The sequence below is a fragment of the Pseudonocardia sp. DSM 110487 genome (genome assembly GCF_019468565.1).
Classification (GTDB): domain Bacteria; phylum Actinomycetota; class Actinomycetes; order Mycobacteriales; family Pseudonocardiaceae; genus Pseudonocardia.
On sequence record NZ_CP080521.1, the window covers coordinates 5,373,300 to 5,389,649 of the forward strand.

The 16,350-nt window shown below is 72.6% G+C and carries 13 protein-coding genes; 9 read left to right on the plus strand and 4 right to left on the minus strand.

The window, feature by feature from the left end:
• The first annotated feature begins 44 nt into the window (after positions 1-44).
• From K1T35_RS25090 to K1T35_RS49050, 5 genes are all read left to right on the plus strand, one after another.
• On the plus strand, positions 45-557 hold the full coding sequence (locus K1T35_RS25090; RefSeq protein ID WP_255620680.1) for a MarR family winged helix-turn-helix transcriptional regulator: 513 nt from the start codon (positions 45-47) through the stop codon (positions 555-557).
• Positions 558-827: 270 nt separating this feature from the next.
• On the plus strand, positions 828-1,835 hold the full coding sequence (locus tag K1T35_RS25095) for a YihY/virulence factor BrkB family protein (protein ID WP_220254136.1): 1,008 nt from the start codon (positions 828-830) through the stop codon (positions 1,833-1,835).
• Positions 1,836-1,877: 42 nt separating this feature from the next.
• Entirely contained in the window at positions 1,878-2,891 is a 1,014-nt protein-coding gene (locus K1T35_RS25100) for a chemotaxis protein CheB (RefSeq protein WP_220254137.1), read from the plus strand.
• Between the two features lie 73 nt (positions 2,892-2,964).
• Positions 2,965-4,836, plus strand: a complete 1,872-nt coding sequence (locus K1T35_RS25105; protein ID WP_220254138.1) for a CheR family methyltransferase — start codon at positions 2,965-2,967, stop codon at positions 4,834-4,836.
• Positions 4,833-5,573, plus strand: coding sequence for an ATP-binding protein (locus K1T35_RS49050; protein ID WP_255620681.1), 741 nt, complete (start codon positions 4,833-4,835; stop codon positions 5,571-5,573). Before K1T35_RS25105 ends, K1T35_RS49050 begins: the two co-directional genes overlap by 4 nt.
• 17 nt (positions 5,574-5,590) lie before the next feature.
• Here the strand turns inward: K1T35_RS49050 and K1T35_RS25115 are convergent, their stop codons facing one another.
• Together K1T35_RS25115 and K1T35_RS25120 are read right to left on the minus strand one after the other, a co-directional pair.
• On the minus strand, positions 5,591-6,004 hold the full coding sequence (locus tag K1T35_RS25115) for an STAS domain-containing protein (protein WP_220254139.1): 414 nt from the start codon (positions 6,002-6,004) through the stop codon (positions 5,591-5,593).
• 207 nt (positions 6,005-6,211) lie between these two features.
• Positions 6,212-7,351: a Vms1/Ankzf1 family peptidyl-tRNA hydrolase gene (locus K1T35_RS25120; protein ID WP_220254140.1), complete on the minus strand. Its 1,140-nt coding sequence runs from the start codon at positions 7,349-7,351 to the stop codon at positions 6,212-6,214.
• 65 nt (positions 7,352-7,416) lie between these two features.
• Here K1T35_RS25120 and K1T35_RS25125 point away from each other — a divergent pair, with 65 nt between their 5' ends.
• The 4 genes from K1T35_RS25125 (at position 7,417) to K1T35_RS25140 (ending at position 10,903) form a co-directional block, all read left to right on the plus strand.
• Positions 7,417-8,466, plus strand: a complete 1,050-nt coding sequence (locus K1T35_RS25125; protein ID WP_220254141.1) for an AbrB family transcriptional regulator — start codon at positions 7,417-7,419, stop codon at positions 8,464-8,466.
• Between the two features lie 84 nt (positions 8,467-8,550).
• Positions 8,551-8,727, plus strand: coding sequence for a CsbD family protein (locus tag K1T35_RS25130; RefSeq protein WP_220254142.1), 177 nt, complete (start codon positions 8,551-8,553; stop codon positions 8,725-8,727).
• Positions 8,728-8,846: 119 nt separating this feature from the next.
• A complete protein-coding gene (locus tag K1T35_RS25135) occupies positions 8,847-9,806 on the plus strand; it encodes a Gfo/Idh/MocA family protein (RefSeq protein ID WP_220254143.1) in 960 nt (319 codons plus the stop codon).
• Positions 9,803-10,903: a zinc-binding dehydrogenase gene (locus K1T35_RS25140; protein WP_220254144.1), complete on the plus strand. Its 1,101-nt coding sequence runs from the start codon at positions 9,803-9,805 to the stop codon at positions 10,901-10,903. The genes K1T35_RS25135 and K1T35_RS25140 overlap by 4 nt, the downstream gene beginning before the upstream one ends.
• Before the next feature lie 301 nt (positions 10,904-11,204).
• On the opposite strand, the gene K1T35_RS25145 is transcribed toward K1T35_RS25140, so the two are convergent.
• Both K1T35_RS25145 and K1T35_RS25150 read right to left on the minus strand, forming a co-directional pair.
• Positions 11,205-11,747 (minus strand): two-component system response regulator, encoded by a 543-nt coding sequence (locus K1T35_RS25145; RefSeq protein ID WP_220254145.1) that lies wholly within the window; start codon positions 11,745-11,747, stop codon positions 11,205-11,207.
• Positions 11,744-16,261 carry a HAMP domain-containing protein gene (locus K1T35_RS25150; protein ID WP_220254146.1) on the minus strand — a complete coding sequence of 1,506 codons (4,518 nt, stop codon included), beginning with the start codon at positions 16,259-16,261 and terminating at the stop codon, positions 11,744-11,746. Before K1T35_RS25150 ends, K1T35_RS25145 begins: the two co-directional genes overlap by 4 nt.
• Positions 16,262-16,350 lie beyond the last annotated feature (89 nt).

Below are 16,350 nucleotides of genomic sequence, written 5' to 3' on the forward strand. Positions count from 1 at the left end.
CCTAGTATGCTGTGCGCATGGCACCCTCTGGTGGAGGCGGATATGTGCCGCAGCGGGTCGCGCGGATGCCGAGCTGGCTGCTCTCCACCGCCGCCAAGCAGGGGCACCGCTTGTTGGGCGAGTATCTTTCGGCCGAGCATCTGCGACGGCAGCACTACCTTGTGCTGGCCGGTCTCGCGGAACTCGATTCACCCGCCCAGGCGGAACTGGGCAGGATCCTCCGAGTGGACACCGGCGACCTGGTCGCCATCCTCAAGGACCTCGAATCCGCTGGATACGTCGGCCGGGAACGCCGCCCGACGGACCGCCGCCGCAACGCACTCACCGTGACCGAGGCCGGCCACGAAGCCCTCCGCAACCTCGACGAAATCGTCGAGACGGCCAACGACGCCCTGGTCGCCTGCCTGTCCCCCGCCGATCGCGAGCAGCTCGTGACCCTGCTGACGCGCGTCGTCCTCAACGTCAGCGCCGAGACGGCAGGCCCGGCTGCCGATCGCGCACACGACCCACCACCCAGCCCAAAGGCGAGAGACGACCATGAGCGGCGCCTGACGTGATCTCACACCGCTCTCCTGCCCCCACCTAGCCCGGGCTTTCACGTGGGATCGGCCGGTGAGGTGTGTCGAACGGCTGAAAGGTGCCGCTCCTAGTGGCCCCTGCTCGACCAGCCCACTCGTCCGAGCGCCGACCGGTCATCGGCCGGACGCCACACCCGAGACCGCCGTGGGAGGGCATCTCGGGCGCCGGGAGGCGCTGGAGGGTTGGCCGCGGGAACCGCGGGCTACCCGCGCAGGGTCGACGTCCTCCGGCGCCCCGAGGAGCACACCGTGTCCCAGCGATCCGGGGCCCAGCAGCCCGGGACCCAGCAACGCGGGACCCAGCAGCCCGGGGTCCGGACGCCCGGCCGCGAGGCGGCCACCCCGGTGCAGATCCCGCCGCGCGGTTGGTGGCAGGTCACCCGCAGGGCCTTCGCGGAGAGCAAGGCCGACCACGTCCCGATGCTCGCGGCGGGCGTGGCCTTCTTCGCCTTCCTCGCCGTGTTCCCCGCCCTGATCGCCGGGCTCACCCTGTATGGGCTCGTGGCCGACCCCGGCCAGGTCGCCGAGCAGGTGGAGGCGCTCGCCGGGGCGCTGCCCCGCGACGCGCAGCCACTGATCACCGACCAGCTCGCCGCCCTCGTCGCGAGCAGCGACGGCGCGCTGGGGATCGGACTGGCCGTGTCGCTGCTGGCGGCCCTCTGGTCGGCATCCAGCGGCACCGGCAACCTCATGCAGGCGATCAACCTCGCCTACGACGAGGACGAGACCCGCGGCTTCGTGAAGCTGCGGGGCACAGCGCTGCTGCTCACGCTCGGCGCGATCGTCTTCGTGCTGCTGGCGCTCGCGCTGGTGGCGGTCGTCCCCGCGCTGCTCGACGCGGTGCCGCTCGGTCCGGTGGCGACGGCGCTCGCCCAGGTCGTGCGGTGGGTCCTGCTGGTCGCTGTCGTGATCGTCGCGCTCGCCGTCGTCTACCGCCTCGCTCCCGACCGCGACGCACCCCGCGTCCGCTGGGCGAGCACCGGCGCGGTCGTCGCCACCGTCCTGTGGATCGCCGGCAGCGTCGCCTTCAGCCTCTACGTCGACAACTTCGGCAGCTACAACCGCACGTACGGGGCACTCGCCGGCGTCGTCGTGCTGCTGCTGTGGCTGTATCTCACCAGCTACGTGGTGCTGCTCGGCGCCGAGATCAACGCCGAGGCCGAGCGGCAGACCGAACGCGACACGACGCGCGGCCCGTCGGTGCCGATGGGCGAGCGGCATGCCGTCGCCGCCGACGAGGTGGCCGACCAGCGCTGACGCCGGAGTGTCGGGGTCTGCCGCGGTGGGTAGACACGAGCCATGGGCCGGCGGCTGATCGTGATCGGCGCTTCCGCGGGAGGAGTCGAGGCGCTCCGCGCGGTCGTCGCGGGTCTCCCGCCGGATCTCGCGGCAGCAGTGGTCGTGGTGCTGCACATCCCTCGCGGGGCGCCGAGCGCGCTCCCGGGGATCCTGGACCGCGCGGGCCCCCTGCCGGCCGTCGCCGCCGAGCAGGCCGCCGCCCTGCGGCCCGGTGTCGTCTACACGGCACCCGCCGACCACCACGTGCTCGTGGTCGACGGGCGCCTGCGGCTGTCCACCGGGCCGACCGAGAACGGCCACCGTCCGGCGATCGACCCGCTGTTCCGCTCGGCCGCGCTCTCCCACGGGCCGGACGCCGTTGGGGTGGTGCTCTCCGGCACCCGTGACGACGGCACCGCCGGTCTGGCGGCCATCGCCGCGCGGGGTGGCACTGCCGTCGTGCAGGAGCCCGATGACGCGCTCCACGCCGCCATGCCGGCGAGCGCGCTAGCCCAGGTGCCCGATGCGCTGGTGCACCCCGCCCCGAAGATCGGGCCGGTTCTCGGCGAGCTGGTGAGCAGGCCGGCCGACACTGCCGCCGGCGGGCACGACGAGCTGCTGCGTGCCGAGACGCGGATCGCCGCGACGGGTGTGCCGACCACCGACACCCTCGCGGGTGCCACGCCGTCGGCGTTCAGCTGCCCGAGCTGCAACGGCGTGCTCTTCGAGCTGCCCGGGTCGCCTGCGCCGCGGTTCCGCTGCCGCGTGGGACACGCCTGGTCGCCTGCCGCCCTCGAGGGGGAGCAGGCCCACGCGGTGGACGAGGCACTCTGGGCCGCGGTGCGAGCGCTCGAGGAGAAGGCGGACCTGGTGGAGCGGCTCGCCTCGGACGCGCACCAGCGCGGCCGCGTGCACACCGCCGACGTGTTCGCGCAACGCGCGGCCCACACCAGGAGGCAGGCGCAGCAGGTGCGCGACCTGGTCGAGGACCGATCGACGGACCCGGAGCACGGCGGTGCGGCGAGCGGCCCATGATCCCGTGCGCCGCGCGGCACCATCGGCGGCGCCCCGCGTTCCCCGCGAGTGCGGGGCGCGGGATCCTGTACGCGTGGCCGAGCCGGACCCCGCCTTCGAGACGCTGCTGGAGCACCTGCGTGACACCCGCGGCTTCGACTTCACCGGGTACAAGCGCTCGAGCCTGTCGCGGCGCGTCGACCGGCGGATGACGCAGGTCGGCGTCACCGACTACGCCGGGTACCTCGACTACCTCGAGATGCACGGCGAGGAGTTCACCGCGCTCTTCAACACGATCCTCATCAACGTCACCGGGTTCTTCCGCGACCCGGAGGCGTGGGAGTTCCTGCGCACGCAGGTGCTGCCGGAGCTCCTCACCGGGAAGGGCCCGCACGAGCCGATCCGGGTGTGGAGCGCGGGGTGCGCGTCCGGGCAGGAGGCGTACACGCTCGCCATGCTGCTGACCGAGCTGATGGGCGTCGACGAGTTCCGCGACCGGGTGAAGATCTACGCCACCGACGTCGACGAGCACGGCCTCGCCCATGCCCGGCACGCCGCCTACGAGGAGCGCGAGGTGCGCTCCGTCCCGTCGGCGCTGCTGGAGCGCTACTTCGAGCGCCATGGCCAGACCTACACGTTCCGCAAGGACCTTCGCCGATGCGTCATCTTCGGGCGCAACGACCTCGTGCAGGACGCCCCGATCTCCCGCGCCGATCTGCTCGTCTGCCGCAACACCCTCATGTACCTCACCGCGGACACGCAGGCCCGCATCCTCGCTCGCTTCCACTTCGCGCTCGCCCCGTCGGGCGCGCTGTTCCTCGGCAAGGCCGAGATGCTGCTCAGCCACGGCGGTCTCTTCGCGCCGATCGACCTCAAGCACCGGGTGTTCCGCAAGGTGCCGCGCGCGGTCGCGGGCGGCGCGACGATCATGGCGGACCCGATCCCGATCGGCGGTCCCGCCGCCACCGCGAGCGTGCACGACCGGATCCGGGAGGAGGCGCTGCTCGCGGGACCGGTGGCGCAGCTCGTCATCACGGCCGACGGGCACGTCGCGCTGGTCAACCACCAGGCCGAGACGCTGCTCGGGGTGTCGATCCGGGACAAGGGGCGCCCGTTCCGCGACCTGGACGTGTCCTACCGCCCTCTGGAGCTGCGCCGCAGCATCGAGCTGGCGCTGGAGGAGCGGCGCACGGTGCACGCGGGCGATGCGGTGTTCCACCGAGGCGGTGAGCAGCTCACGCTCGAGGTGCACGTGAGCCCGCTCGTCGACCGTGCCGCCGGGGTGCTCGGCGCCACCGTCGTGTTCCACGACGTCACCGAGGCCAGGCGCCTGCAGGGCGAGCTGGAGGCCACCCACCGGCAGCTGGAGACGGCGTACGAGGAGCTCCAGTCCACCAACGAGGAGCTCGAGACGACGAACGAGGAGCTCCAGTCCACGGTGGAGGAGCTGGAGACCACCAACGAGGAGCTCCAGTCGACCAACGAGGAGCTCGAGACGATGAACGAGGAGCTCCAGTCCACGAACGACGAGCTCCAGGCCATCAACGACGAGCTGCAGGACCGCACCGGGCAGGTCGATGAGGCGAACGCCTTCCTCGAGGCGATCCTGTCCGGGCTGCGCGCCGGCGTGGTCGTGCTGGCCCCCGACCTTTCGGTGCGGGTGTGGAACCACGAGGCCCACGACCTGTGGGGGCTGCGGCCCGAGGAGACCATCGGGCAGCATTTCCTCACCCTCGACATCGGGCTGCCGCTGGAGAAACTCGCACCGATGATCCGCCGCGCCCTCGGTGGCGAGCCCGGCCCGCAGGAGCTCGCGCTCCCCGCGGTGAACCGCCGCGGCCACCGGATCGAGGTCCGCGTGCTCGGCAGCCCGCTCGCGGGCTACGACGGTCGGCCGGGCGGCGTGATCCTGATGATGGAGCAGGGCGACGGCACCGACGGGAGCGAGGTGGTCGGGGCACGATGACGGTCGTCGCCGGACTGTGGACCGAGGTCGAGGTACGCCCCGACCACGACCTGCTGTGCCTTCGGGGCGGGCTGTCACTGGCCACCGTGCCGCGCGCCCGCAGGGTGCTTGCGAAGCTGCTGCACGACCGCGGCGCCGTGATCGTCGATCTGGCCGATGCCGAGCTCGCGTGGGGCCCCGCCGCGGAGATCTTCCCCTCGACGCTCGCCTCGGCGGGCGGCTGGCCCACCACACGCCTCGTCCTCACGGGCGCGGATGGCCGGTTCGCCACCCAGCTGCGCGCGCTGCGGATCCACCGCTCCGTCCCGCTCGTCGACGACCCCGGAGACGCGCCGGCACACCTGTACCGCAGGCCGGAGCGGGTTACCCGGCACCGGGACCTCCCGGTGGACATCGTCGCGCCCGCGATGGCACGGGCCCTGGTGCGCGAGGCCTGCGCGGACTGGTCGGCCACCGCGGCGGAGGACGCGGCGGCACTCGTCGCGAGCGAGCTCGTGAGCAATGCCGTGCAGCACGCGGGCGGCACGTGCCGGGTGTCCGTTGCGGTCGACGGCACCCGCCTGCGCGTCGCTGTGCGCGACTACGCGCCGGGACACGGGCCGCGGCCCCGGCCGGTGGACATCAACCGGCCCACCGGGCGCGGCCTGCACCTGGTCGCGCTGCTCTCCTCCGCGTGGGGGGTGCACCAGCACCCCGACGGCAAGACGGCGTGGGCGGTGATCCCCCTCCCCGTCTGACGCTGCCCGTCCGGGAGTCAGGCGCCAAGCTCCAGCAAGGTGGCGTCGAGCGTCTCGCGATGGTGCAGGACGGGCCCGAGCTGGGTGATCTCGAGGACCCGGCGCACGATCGGTGGCCCGTCGGCCGTGCCGAACCGCACGCCGGCCGCCTCGGCGTCCCGGCGCGCGTCCATCAGCACGACCAGCCCCGTGGACCCGCAGAACGTGAGCCTCGCCAGGTCGATCACGAGGCAGCGCGGCGTGGCCGCGACCGCGGCGCGGGCAGCGTGGCGCAGCAGATCCGCCGTGGACACGTCGACCTCGCCGATCGGCGCGAGCACCACCACACCGGGCCGGGACTCGGAGACCTCGACCCTGAGCAGGTCGGGACGCGGAGCAACCTGCAGCTGCTCGACGTCGCCGCGCTCGAAGTGCTCGTCCCTGTGGGTCATCCCGTTCCGCTCTCGTGATGGGGGCCCGTTGGGTTCTGAACGGGTGCAGAGGGCCTGGCCCGTGTCAATCACAGTGCACCCGCGGCAACGAACCCGCAAGTGGGTCCCATGCACCCGGAAGGGTTGATCTTGGAACGCCACGTGTGGGGTCGCACCGGCGGGGAACCTTCCCGGGCCCGGGAACGCCGGCGACGGGCGGGCGATGGCTCAGGCGCCTGCCGGGAGCGGATAGCGCAACAGGGCGCCGACGCCGTCGTCGAGTGGGTGTCCGACCAGTCCGGTGCGACCGCCCCCGAGCGGGACGAAGCCGGCGCCCGTGCCGGCCGCCGCGCGCAACAGGGCGGCGTCCACCGGAACCTCGTCGATCGGATCGGCGCCGGCGGCGCGCAGGTCCTCGGGCGCCGCCGCCACCTGCGCGGGCGCGCCGGAGATCCAGACCGTGGCCTCGCGCTGGACACCGGCGTCGAGCAGCAGTGTGTCTACCGCCTCGGCACGCAAGGCCGCGAGCACGGGCCCGATGCCCTCCACGGCGAGGCCGTCGGGGCGCCCGGCCGCCTTCTCGTAACGGTCGAGCACTGCGAGCCGCGCGTCGGTCACGACGTCACGGACGGCCTCGGCAACCGCGGCGGCAAGGTCGTCCCCACCCGTGCCGCCCCGTTCGAGCTCCACCGCGATCGACGCGCTCCGCTCCGCAAGGGCGTCGACGAGGCGCGACCGCGACCGCCCGTCGCCCGCGACGAGCAGCACCCTGGCCCCGGTGTCCGCAACGAGTCGGTCGACCCGCTCGGCGACCTGCGCCGTGTTGCGCCGCCAGCTCTCCTCCACCCGTTCCTGCATCGCGAGGTGCGACCAGCCGCCTCCGCGCACCTTGTGGACGGGATGGTCGCCGCCCTCGACGTGCTCCGCCACGACCGGCTGCTCGTCCGGGCCCGCGACGAAGATCTCCCCGCCGGCCTCGTCGACGCGCACGACCACCACTGGCACCGGCTCGGGCTGGTCGGCGAGGGCAGGCAGCAGGTCTGGCAGTGGGCCCCAGTGCGCAGCGGGACGCGCCGGGGGCTCCGGCAGCGCCCGGTCCAGCAGGACCTCGCCCCGGCCGTGGTCGGCGCGGTGGGCCACCAGCACCCGCCCCGCCCTTCCGACGGCGGGCGGGGCGTCCGTGACGGCGGCCGCGAGCGCGTCCAGCGTGGCGGAGTCGGCGCCCTGCGCGGTCAGCTCGTCGCGGGCCTGGGCCCACCTCAGCGCGATGGCGCGCGCCGCGTCGTCGGTGTCGTGCGACGCGTCCAGGTACACGGTGGCGAACGGGCCCGGCTTCCGGGTCAGCTCATGCAGGAATCGCAGGTCCACGTCAGTGGCCTACCCGGGTGCACCGGCGGGCATGCGGTGAGAATCGGGGTAATGAGATCACAGACATGAGATCGCGAACTCCGGCATGGGCGCGTTGGGCGCTGCTGATCGTGCTCACGGTCGGGAGTACCGCCGCGCTGACGCCGCTCGGCGTGCCGTCCCCCGCGCTCTTCGCGGGGCTGGTGGTCGCCACCGTCCTCGCGCTCGCCGGGCTGCCGGTGGCCGCGCCCGGGCCGGTGAACGGTGCGGCGCAGGCCGTCATCGGCGTGGTCATCGGCGTGCTCGCCCAGCCCGGCACGCTCGCCGGCCTGGCCGGCCAGTGGGTGCCGGTGCTGCTCGTGTCCGTCGCGACGCTCGCGGTCAGCATGGCGGCCGGCCTGCTCCTCGGCCTGCGGCGGGGCATCTCACCGCTCACCGGGATGCTGGCGCTCACCGCGGGCGGTGCGTCCGGGCTGGTGGCGGTGAGCCGTGAACTCGGTGGCGACGACCGCACAGTCGCGGTCGTCCAGTACCTGAGGGTCGGGATGGTCACCGCGACGATGCCGGTGGTTGCCACGCTCGGCTTCGGCGCTGCCGCTGGGGCAGGCCCCGGCGCGCCCGGCTCGGCGCCCCTCGTCGTCGACATCGGGTACCTCGCGGTCTGCGCGGTGGCCGGGACGGTGCTGGCGCGGGCCGCCCGGGTGCCGGCCGGTGCGCTGCTCGGGCCGATGGTCGTGGCCATCGCGATCAACATGACCGGATGGTCCTTCGGCGCCATCCCGCCCGCGCCGCTGGTGGAGATCGCGTACGCGGTGATCGGGTGGCAGGCAGGCGCCCGGTTCACCCGGGAGAGCCTGCGCACGGTGCTCGGCGCGCTCCTCCCCGCCGCGACGCTCGTCGTGGGCGTCATCGTCGCGTGCGCGGGACTGGGCCTCCTGCTCTCCACCCTCACCGGCACCACGCCGCTCGACGGCTACCTCGCCACGACCCCTGGCGGTGTCTACGCCGTGCTGGCGACCGCGGTCTCCGCGGGCACCGACGTCACCTTCGTCATGGCGGTGCAGGTGCTGCGTGTGATCGTGATGCTGCTGGTGACGCCGGCGATCGCCCGGCTCGCAGGCCGCGCCCTCCCCTGATCCATCACCCGTTCGGCGTAAGAAATGGGTGTGGTGTGGCAGGGCGGGTAACCCGCGGCCGAACGAGAGAGATCGGAGGATCCGATGGGCCGCGACGAGAAGATGGACCACAAGCTCGAGGAGCTCGGGGGCAAGGCCAAGGAGGCCGTCGGCCGAGCGACGGACGACGAGGCTCTCGAGGCTCAGGGCGAGCGCGACCAGACGAAGAGCAACCTCAAGCAGGCGGGTGAGAAGGTCAAGGACGCCTTCAAGCGGCGCTGACCGCCCGCCCCGAATCGGGCCCCGGCCGTCCCCCGACCGGCCGGGGCCCGGCCATGTCCGGCTGTTTCGGCACTGCCCGTCGCAGGTACATGGAACAGGTGGATGGGTGGGGAGAGGCGATGGCGCCGTGCCGCATCGGGTTCGTCGGGACGGGCGGGGTGGCCCATCGCCACGCTCGGGTGCTCGGGGCGATGCCCGATGTGCGGCTCGTCGCCGCTACGGACGTCGACCGCGCCTGCGCGGCGGTGTTCGCCGAGGCCCACGGCGCCCGCGTCGTTCCCGACCTCGACGCCCTGCTCGGCGAGGAGCTCGACGCCGTCTACCTGTGCGTGCCCCCGTTCGCGCACGGCGAGCTCGAGGTGGCGATCGCGTCCGCCGGGGTGGCACTGTTCGTGGAGAAGCCGCTCGCGTGCGACCGGCCGACCGCCGAATGGGTCGCGCGGCGGATCAGCACGTCCGGGGTCCTGACGCGGGTGGGCCACCACTGGCGCTGCGCCGACCCGGTGCAGCGGGCCCGGAAGCTGCTCGACGGCAGGCGTATCCGGCTCGTGTCCGGCTCGTGGCTGGACTGCACGCCACCGGCGGCGTGGTGGGCCGACCGGGCCCGGTCCGGCGGGCCGCTCGTCGAGCAGGCCGTGCACGTGCTGGACCTGGCGCGCGTCCTCGTCGGCGAGGTCACCGAGGTGCACGCCGCGTCCGGCGGGCGGCTGCCCGGCGGAGTCGAGTCCGCCACCGGCGCCCTGCTGTGCTTCGCGGGCGGCGCAGTCGGCACGTTCGCCACGGCGTGCGTGCTGGACGGGAAGCACCGCGCGGGGCTGGAGATCGTGGCCGACGGGATCGTCGTCGGGGTCGGCGAGGACTGGCTCGACGTACGCGACGGCGAGGGTGCCCACCGCGCCGAGTACGACGCCATGGCCGCTCGCACCGCCGTCGACGCCGCGTTCGTCGCCGCGCTGCGCGGCACGCCCGTCCCGCCCGAACGCGACGCGCCCGACCACGCCGAGGCGCTGCGCAGCCATCGCCTCGCCTGCGCCCTCGCCCGCTCGGCGGGGTCCGGACGCGCGGAGATGGTGAGGTGAGCGCGACCGATCGGGCGATCGTGGTGCGCGCGCCCGGCGAGGCCGCCGTGCAGGAGGTGCCGGCAGGGGACGGCCCGGTCCGGCTCGCGACTGTCTGCTCGGGGGTGTCGGCCGGCACCGAGCTCTCCTTCCTCACCGGCACGAACCCGGCGCTGCACGCCCACCACGACCCGGAGCTGGGGCTGTTCCGCACCGACCTGCCGGCCACCGGCTACCCCGTGACCCGCATCGGGTACATGGAGGTCGCGCGGGTGGTCGAGAGCGATGCGCCAGGGGTGACCCCTGGCGCCCTCGTCGCCGCGGCCTACGGCCATCGCACCGGTTGTCGCGTCGACCCACTGGCGGAGCGGGTCGTCGTGCTGCCGTCCGACCTCGACCCGCTGCTCGGCATCTACGTCGCCCACATGGGCCCGATCTGCGCCAACGGCCTCCTCCACGCCGCCGCCGACCTGTGCGGCACCGACGTACGCGCCCTCGGCGACGGCGTGCGCGGACGGCGGGTCGTCGTGGTGGGCGGCGGGGTCGTCGGGCTGCTCACCGGGCTGTTCGCGCACCGGCACGGGGCGGCCGATGTCGTGCTGCTCGACCCGACGCCGGAGCGCCGCGCGGCAGCCGTCGGGCTCGGGCTCGAGGCGCTCGACCCGGAACAGGCGGATCCAGCCGTCGTGCTCAAGACCCGCTGGCGGCACGGCCCCGGTGACCGCGGCGCCGACGTCGTCTTCCAGTGCCGCGGCCGCACCGCGGCACTCGCCACAGCGCTGCGGCTGCTGCGCCCCCAGGGCACCATCGTGGACCTCGCCTTCTACACCGACGACGGCTCACCGCTGCGCCTCGGAGCCGAGTTCCACCACAACGGGCTCGTCATCCACTGCGCGCAGATCGGCCGGGTGCCCCGCGGCACGGCCCACGCGTGGGACCGCGAACGCCTCTCGACCGAGACGATCGACCTGCTCCAGGCCGAGGGCACCGTCGTGCGCAAGCACATGATCACCGACGTGCTGCCGTTCGCAGACGGCCCGGCGCTGCTGCACGACCTCGCGGCCCGCCGCCGCCACGTCGTGCAGGCCGTGCTGACCTTCGACGACCCCTCGCCATGATCATCGGATCGGTGCGGGGCCGGCCACATACGGCCGTGAGGGCACCCACCCGGTGATCTCCGCGATCGCTGCAGTCCAGTCGACGCCCATGATCATCGCGTGGGTGCTCCGCCGGCCACATACGGCCGTGGAGGCACCCATCTGATGATCTCCATGATAGCTGCGCGCCGGTCGATGCCCATGATCACCGCATGGGCGCCCGGTCGGCCACATACGGCCGTGAGGGCACCGAGGCCTTGATCATGCCCGCCCAGACCGCCTTCGGTGGCGCCGCGCAGCCGCTCCCGGGACCGCGCGGACCCTAAGCCGAGCTGATCCTCGCCCCTCTCACCGCCGCCAGCCGGGCGCGGGCGCGGGCCACGTCGGCCGGGTCGCCGCCCTCCAGCAGCTCGATGGCCTCGTCGATCACGTTCCGCAGCACCACGACCTCGCCGGCCCGGTCGGCGAGTTGGGTGTGGGTGGTCCACAGGTCGACGAACACGGCCACCTTCGAGCGCAGCACCCAGGGGTCGAAGGGCTTGGTGATGTAGTCGACCGCTCCGGCCTGGTAGCCGCGGAAGGCGAGGTGCGGGTCGTAGTCGACGGCGGTGAGGAACAGGATCGGGATGTGGCGGGTGCGTTCGCGCTGCTTGACGTGCCCCGCCGTCTCGAAGCCGTCCATCCCGGGCATGTGTGCGTCGAGCAGGATCACCGCGTAGTCCTCGACGAGCAGCCGCTTCAGCGCGTCCTCACCGCTGGTGACCGCCACCAGCTCGATCGGCAGTCCCTCGAGGATGGCCTGCAGGGCGAGCAGGTTCTCCCGGCGGTCGTCCACGGCGAGCACCCGCGCGGTCTGGCGGATCACTGCCCACCGCCTACGGCACTGATCCCGGTGGTGCCCGCCCGCCCGCGCCGTGGTGTCACCCACGACCCCATGAGCGCGAGCAGCTCGTCGAGGTCGACCGGTTTCGTGACGTAGTCGGTGGCCCCGGCGGCGAGGCTCGACTCGCGGTCGCCGGGCATCGCCTTGGCGGTGAGGAACACGATCGGCAGGTCACGGCCCTGCGGCAACCGGCGCATCCGCCGTGTGGTCTCGTTGCCGTCCAGGTCGGGCATCATCGCGTCCATCAGCACCACGTCGACCTCGGGGTGCTCGGTGAGCAGGCGGATCCCCTCGCTGCCGTTGTCGGCGTAGAGCACGGTGAGGCCGTGCAGCTCGAGCGCACTGGTGAGCGCGAACACGTTCCGCACGTCGTCGTCGACGATGAGGACGGTGACGCCGGCCAGCTCCAGCGCGGGCCGCACGCCTGCGGGCCCGCCCGGCCCCGTGCGCAGGATCGGGTTCGGCGATGCCGCCGGGCGGGGTGGCTCCAGGGCCCGCTCCGGGAGCGCGAGCGCCGGGATCGGTGGGCGCGGTGTCATGCGGGCTGCCGCCGCCGTGACCGGGGGCAGCTCGTCGGGCAGCAGGAGGGTGAACACCGATCCCTCGCCGGGCTGCGACGTGACCTCGATCTTGCCCCCGAGCATCCGCGCGAGCTCCTTGGAGATCGACAGCCCGAGGCCGGTGCCGCCGTATTTGCGGCTGGTGGTGCCGTCGGCCTGCTGGAACGCCTCGAAGATCATCTCCAGCTTCTCCTGCGGGATCCCGATCCCCGTGTCACCGACCGTGAAGGCGATCACGGTGCGGGCCGAGTCCAGCGCGGGCACGCCGTGCAGCGTGCCGGACGGCACGGCGGAGACGCCGAGGCTCACGTGGCCGGAATCGGTGAACTTCACGGCGTTGGCGAGCAGGTTGCGCAGCACCTGCTGCAGCCGCTGCTCGTCGGTGGTGATGGTCGCCGGCAGTTCGGTGGTGGCCTCGACCCGCATCTCGAGGCCCTTCTCCTCGGCCTGCGGCCGGAAGGCCTGCTCGACCGACGAGCACACCTGGGCGAGGTCCACCGGTGCCGGATCGACGTCGACCCGGCCTGACTCGATCTTGGAGAGGTCCAGGATGTCGTCGATCAGCCGCAGCAGGTCGGAGCCCGCGCTGTGGATCGTGCTGGCGAACTCGATCTGCTTCTCGGTGAGGTTGTTGTTCGGGTTGTCGGCGAGCAGCCGGGCGAGCAGCAGCAGCGAGTTGAGCGGCGTGCGCAGCTCGTGGCTCATGTTGGCCAGGAACTCCGACTTGTACTGGCTGGCGAGCGCCAGCTGCTGCGCCTTCTCCTCGACGCCGCGGCGCGCCGCGTCGATCTCCATGTTCTTGATCTCGACGTTGCGGTTCTGCTGGGACAGCTGCTCGGCCTTCTCCTCCAGCTCGGCGTTGGCGCGCTGGAGCTCGGCGGACTGGTCCTGCAGCTCCATCGCGAGCACCTGGGACTGCGACAGCAGCTCCTCGGTGCGCCGGTTCGCCCGGATCGTGGTGATCGCGACGCCGATCGAGGCGACCAGCCGCTCCAGGAACGTGAGGTGCAGCGGCGAGAACGGCACCACCGACCCCAGCTCGATCACACCGAGGCACTCGCCCTCGAACTGCACCGGGAGCACGACCACCGCCCGTGGCGACGCCGCGCCGACGGCCGAGCGGATCGGCAGGTATCCGGGCGGCACGCCCTCGACGAGCACGACCTGGCGGGTGGCGGCGGCCTGGCCGACGAGCCCTTCCCCGGGCCCGAACGACAGCGGTGGGTCCCCCGCCGTCATGGCGTAGCCACCGGTCATGACCCAGCGGTCCGGGTCACCGCCCGAGATGATCGACGGCTCCGCCGACAGGAAGAACGCTCCGACCTGGGCGTTCACCAGCGGCGCGACCTCGTTCATGATCATCTGGCAGACCTCGTTGAGGTCGCGCTGCCCCTGCAGCAACCCGCCGATGCGCACGAGGTTCGAGTCGAGCCAGCCCTGCTCGGCGTTCTCCAGCGTGGTCTCACGGAGGTTGCCGATCATCTGGTTGATCGTGTCCTTGAGGTCCGCGATCTCGCCGCGGGCCGCCACCGTGATCTGCTGCGTCAGGTCACCGCTCGCCACCGCGGTGGAGACCGCCGAGATCGCCCGCAGCTGCGTGGTGAGGGTGGCCGCAAGCTGGTTGACGTTCTCCGTGAGGTCGCTCCACGTGCCCGAGACGCCCTTCACCGTGGCCTGACCACCCAGCTTGCCCTCGGTGCCCACCTCACGGGCCACCCGGGACACCTCGTCGGCGAACGACGAGAGCTGATCCACCATCGTGTTCACGGTCGACTTGACCTCGAGGATCTCGCCCCGCGCATCCACCGTGATCTTCTGCGACAGGTCACCCCGTGCGACCGCCGTGGTGACCTGCGCGATGTTGCGCACCTGCGCCGTGAGGTTCCCCGCCAGCTCGTTCACGTTCTCGGTGAGGTCCCGCCACGTGCCCGCGACGCCCTTCACCGTGGCCTGACCACCCAGCTTGCCCTCGGTGCCCACCTCACGCGCCACACGCGTGACCTCGTCCGCGAACGACGACAGCTGATCCACCATCGTGTTCACGGTCGACTTGACCTCGAGGATCTCGCCCCGCGCATCCACCGTGATCTTCTGCGACAGGTCACCCTGCGCGACCGCCGTGGTGACCTGCGCGATGTTGCGCACCTGCGCCGTGAGGTTCCCGGCCAGCTGGTTCACGTTCTCGGTGAGGTCCCGCCACGTGCCGGCGACGCCCTTGACCTCCGCCTGACCACCGAGCTTCCCCTCGGTGCCCACCTCACGCGCCACCCGCGTGACCTCGTCCGCGAACGACGACAGCTGATCGACCATCGTGTTCACGGTCGACTTGAGCTCGTGGATCTCTCCCCTGGCGTCGACGGTGATCTTCTGCGACAGGTCGCCCTGCGCCACGGCAGTGGTGACCTGCGCGATGTTGCGCATCTGGTGGGTCAGGTTGGACGCCATGTAGTTCACGTTGTCGGTGAGGTCGCGCCACGTGCCTGCGACGCCCTTCACCTCCGCCTGACCACCCAGCTTGCCCTCGGTGCCCACCTCACGCGCCACCCGCGTGACCTCGTCGGCGAAGCTCGACAGCTGATCCACCATCGTGTTCACGGTCGACTTCAGCTCCAGGATCTCCCCTTGAGCATCCACCGTGATCTTCTGCGACAGATCGCCACGTGCGACCGCCGTGGTGACCTGTGCGATGTTGCGTACCTGCGCCGTGAGGTTCCCGGCCAGCTGGTTCACGTTCTCGGTGAGGTCGCGCCACGTGCCCGACACCGTCGGAACCGCGGCCTGGCCACCGAGCTTGCCCTCGGTGCCCACCTCGCGCGCCACCCGCGTGACCTCGTCGGCGAAGCTCGACAGCTGATCCACCATCGTGTTCACGGTCGACTTGAGCTCGAGGATCTCACCCCTCGCGTCGACGGTGATCTTCTGCGACAGGTCGCCGCTCTTCACGGCGGTGGCCACATCGGCGATGCCACGCACCTGGTTGGTGAGGTTGGCCGCCATCAGGTTCACCGCATCGGTGAGGTTCTTCCAGGTGCCTGCGACGTTCGGCACGGCGGCCTGCCCACCGAGGCGGCCCTCGGTGCCCACCTCCACCGCGACCCGGGTGACCTCGTCGGCGAACAGCCGCAGCGTGTCGGTGAGCGAGTTGATCGTGTCGGCGAGCTCGGCGATCTCACCGCGAGCGCTCACCGTGATCTTGCGGGATAGGTCGCCCTTGGCCACCGCCGTGGCCGCGCTCGAGATCGAGCGGACCTGGTTGGTCAGGTTGCTCGCCATCGCGTTCACCGAGTCGGTGAGCGCGCGCCACGTACCCGCGACGCCGCGCACGTCGGCCTGCCCGCCGAGCATCCCCTCGGTGCCGACCTCGCGGGCCACGCGCGTGACCTCGTCGGCGAACGACGACAGCTGATCCACCATCGTGTTCACGGTGCGGCCGATCCGGCGGAACTCGCCGCGCAACGGCCTGCCCTCGATCTCGAGGGCCATGTGCTGGGACAGGTCGCCCTCGGCCACCGCCTCGATCACACGCGCGATCTCCGCCGTCGGCGCGGCGAGGTCGTCGATCAGCGCGTTGACCGCCTGCACACCGTGGGCCCACGCGCCGTCGTAGGCCTCCTCGTTCAGCCGCTCGGACATCCGGCCCTCCCGGCCGACCGTCCGGCTGATCCGCAGGATGTCGCGGTTGCGGCGCTCCAGGAGCGCCACGAGGTCGTTGACCTGGTCGACCAGCTCGCCGGGGGAACCCGCCCGCCTCGGCAGCCGGACGTCGAACCGCCCGCGCCGCACCTGGTGCAGGATGTCGGCGAGCTCGTGCAGAAGTGCCGACTCGTGGGGCGTCGACTGCGCCGCCTCCTGGGCCGTCTCCGGGGCCGCCACCTGCGCACCCGACGACGGGCCTGCGCCCGGCGGCTCGGTGCTCTGGCGCGGGGTCGTGGTCATTCGGCCGTCCCTCCACTGCTCGACCGGCGACCGGGCACGGGCGCGCGCCGCATCCATCTAGGGCCGGAGCACCGGCGCGGCCGCCGCAG

Coding starts and splice junctions, on each gene's coding strand:
- K1T35_RS25100 (WP_220254137.1), top strand. CDS start 1,878: ATGGGCCGGCGGCTGATCGTGATCGGCGCTTCCGCGGGAGGAGTCGAG.
- K1T35_RS49050 (WP_255620681.1), top strand. CDS start 4,833: ATGACGGTCGTCGCCGGACTGTGGACCGAGGTCGAGGTACGCCCCGAC.
- K1T35_RS25115 (WP_220254139.1), bottom strand. CDS start 6,004: ATGACCCACAGGGACGAGCACTTCGAGCGCGGCGACGTCGAGCAGCTG.
- K1T35_RS25125 (WP_220254141.1), top strand. CDS start 7,417: ATGAGATCGCGAACTCCGGCATGGGCGCGTTGGGCGCTGCTGATCGTG.
- K1T35_RS25130 (WP_220254142.1), top strand. CDS start 8,551: ATGGGCCGCGACGAGAAGATGGACCACAAGCTCGAGGAGCTCGGGGGC.
- K1T35_RS25135 (WP_220254143.1), top strand. CDS start 8,847: ATGGCGCCGTGCCGCATCGGGTTCGTCGGGACGGGCGGGGTGGCCCAT.
- K1T35_RS25150 (WP_220254146.1), bottom strand. CDS start 16,261: ATGACCACGACCCCGCGCCAGAGCACCGAGCCGCCGGGCGCAGGCCCG.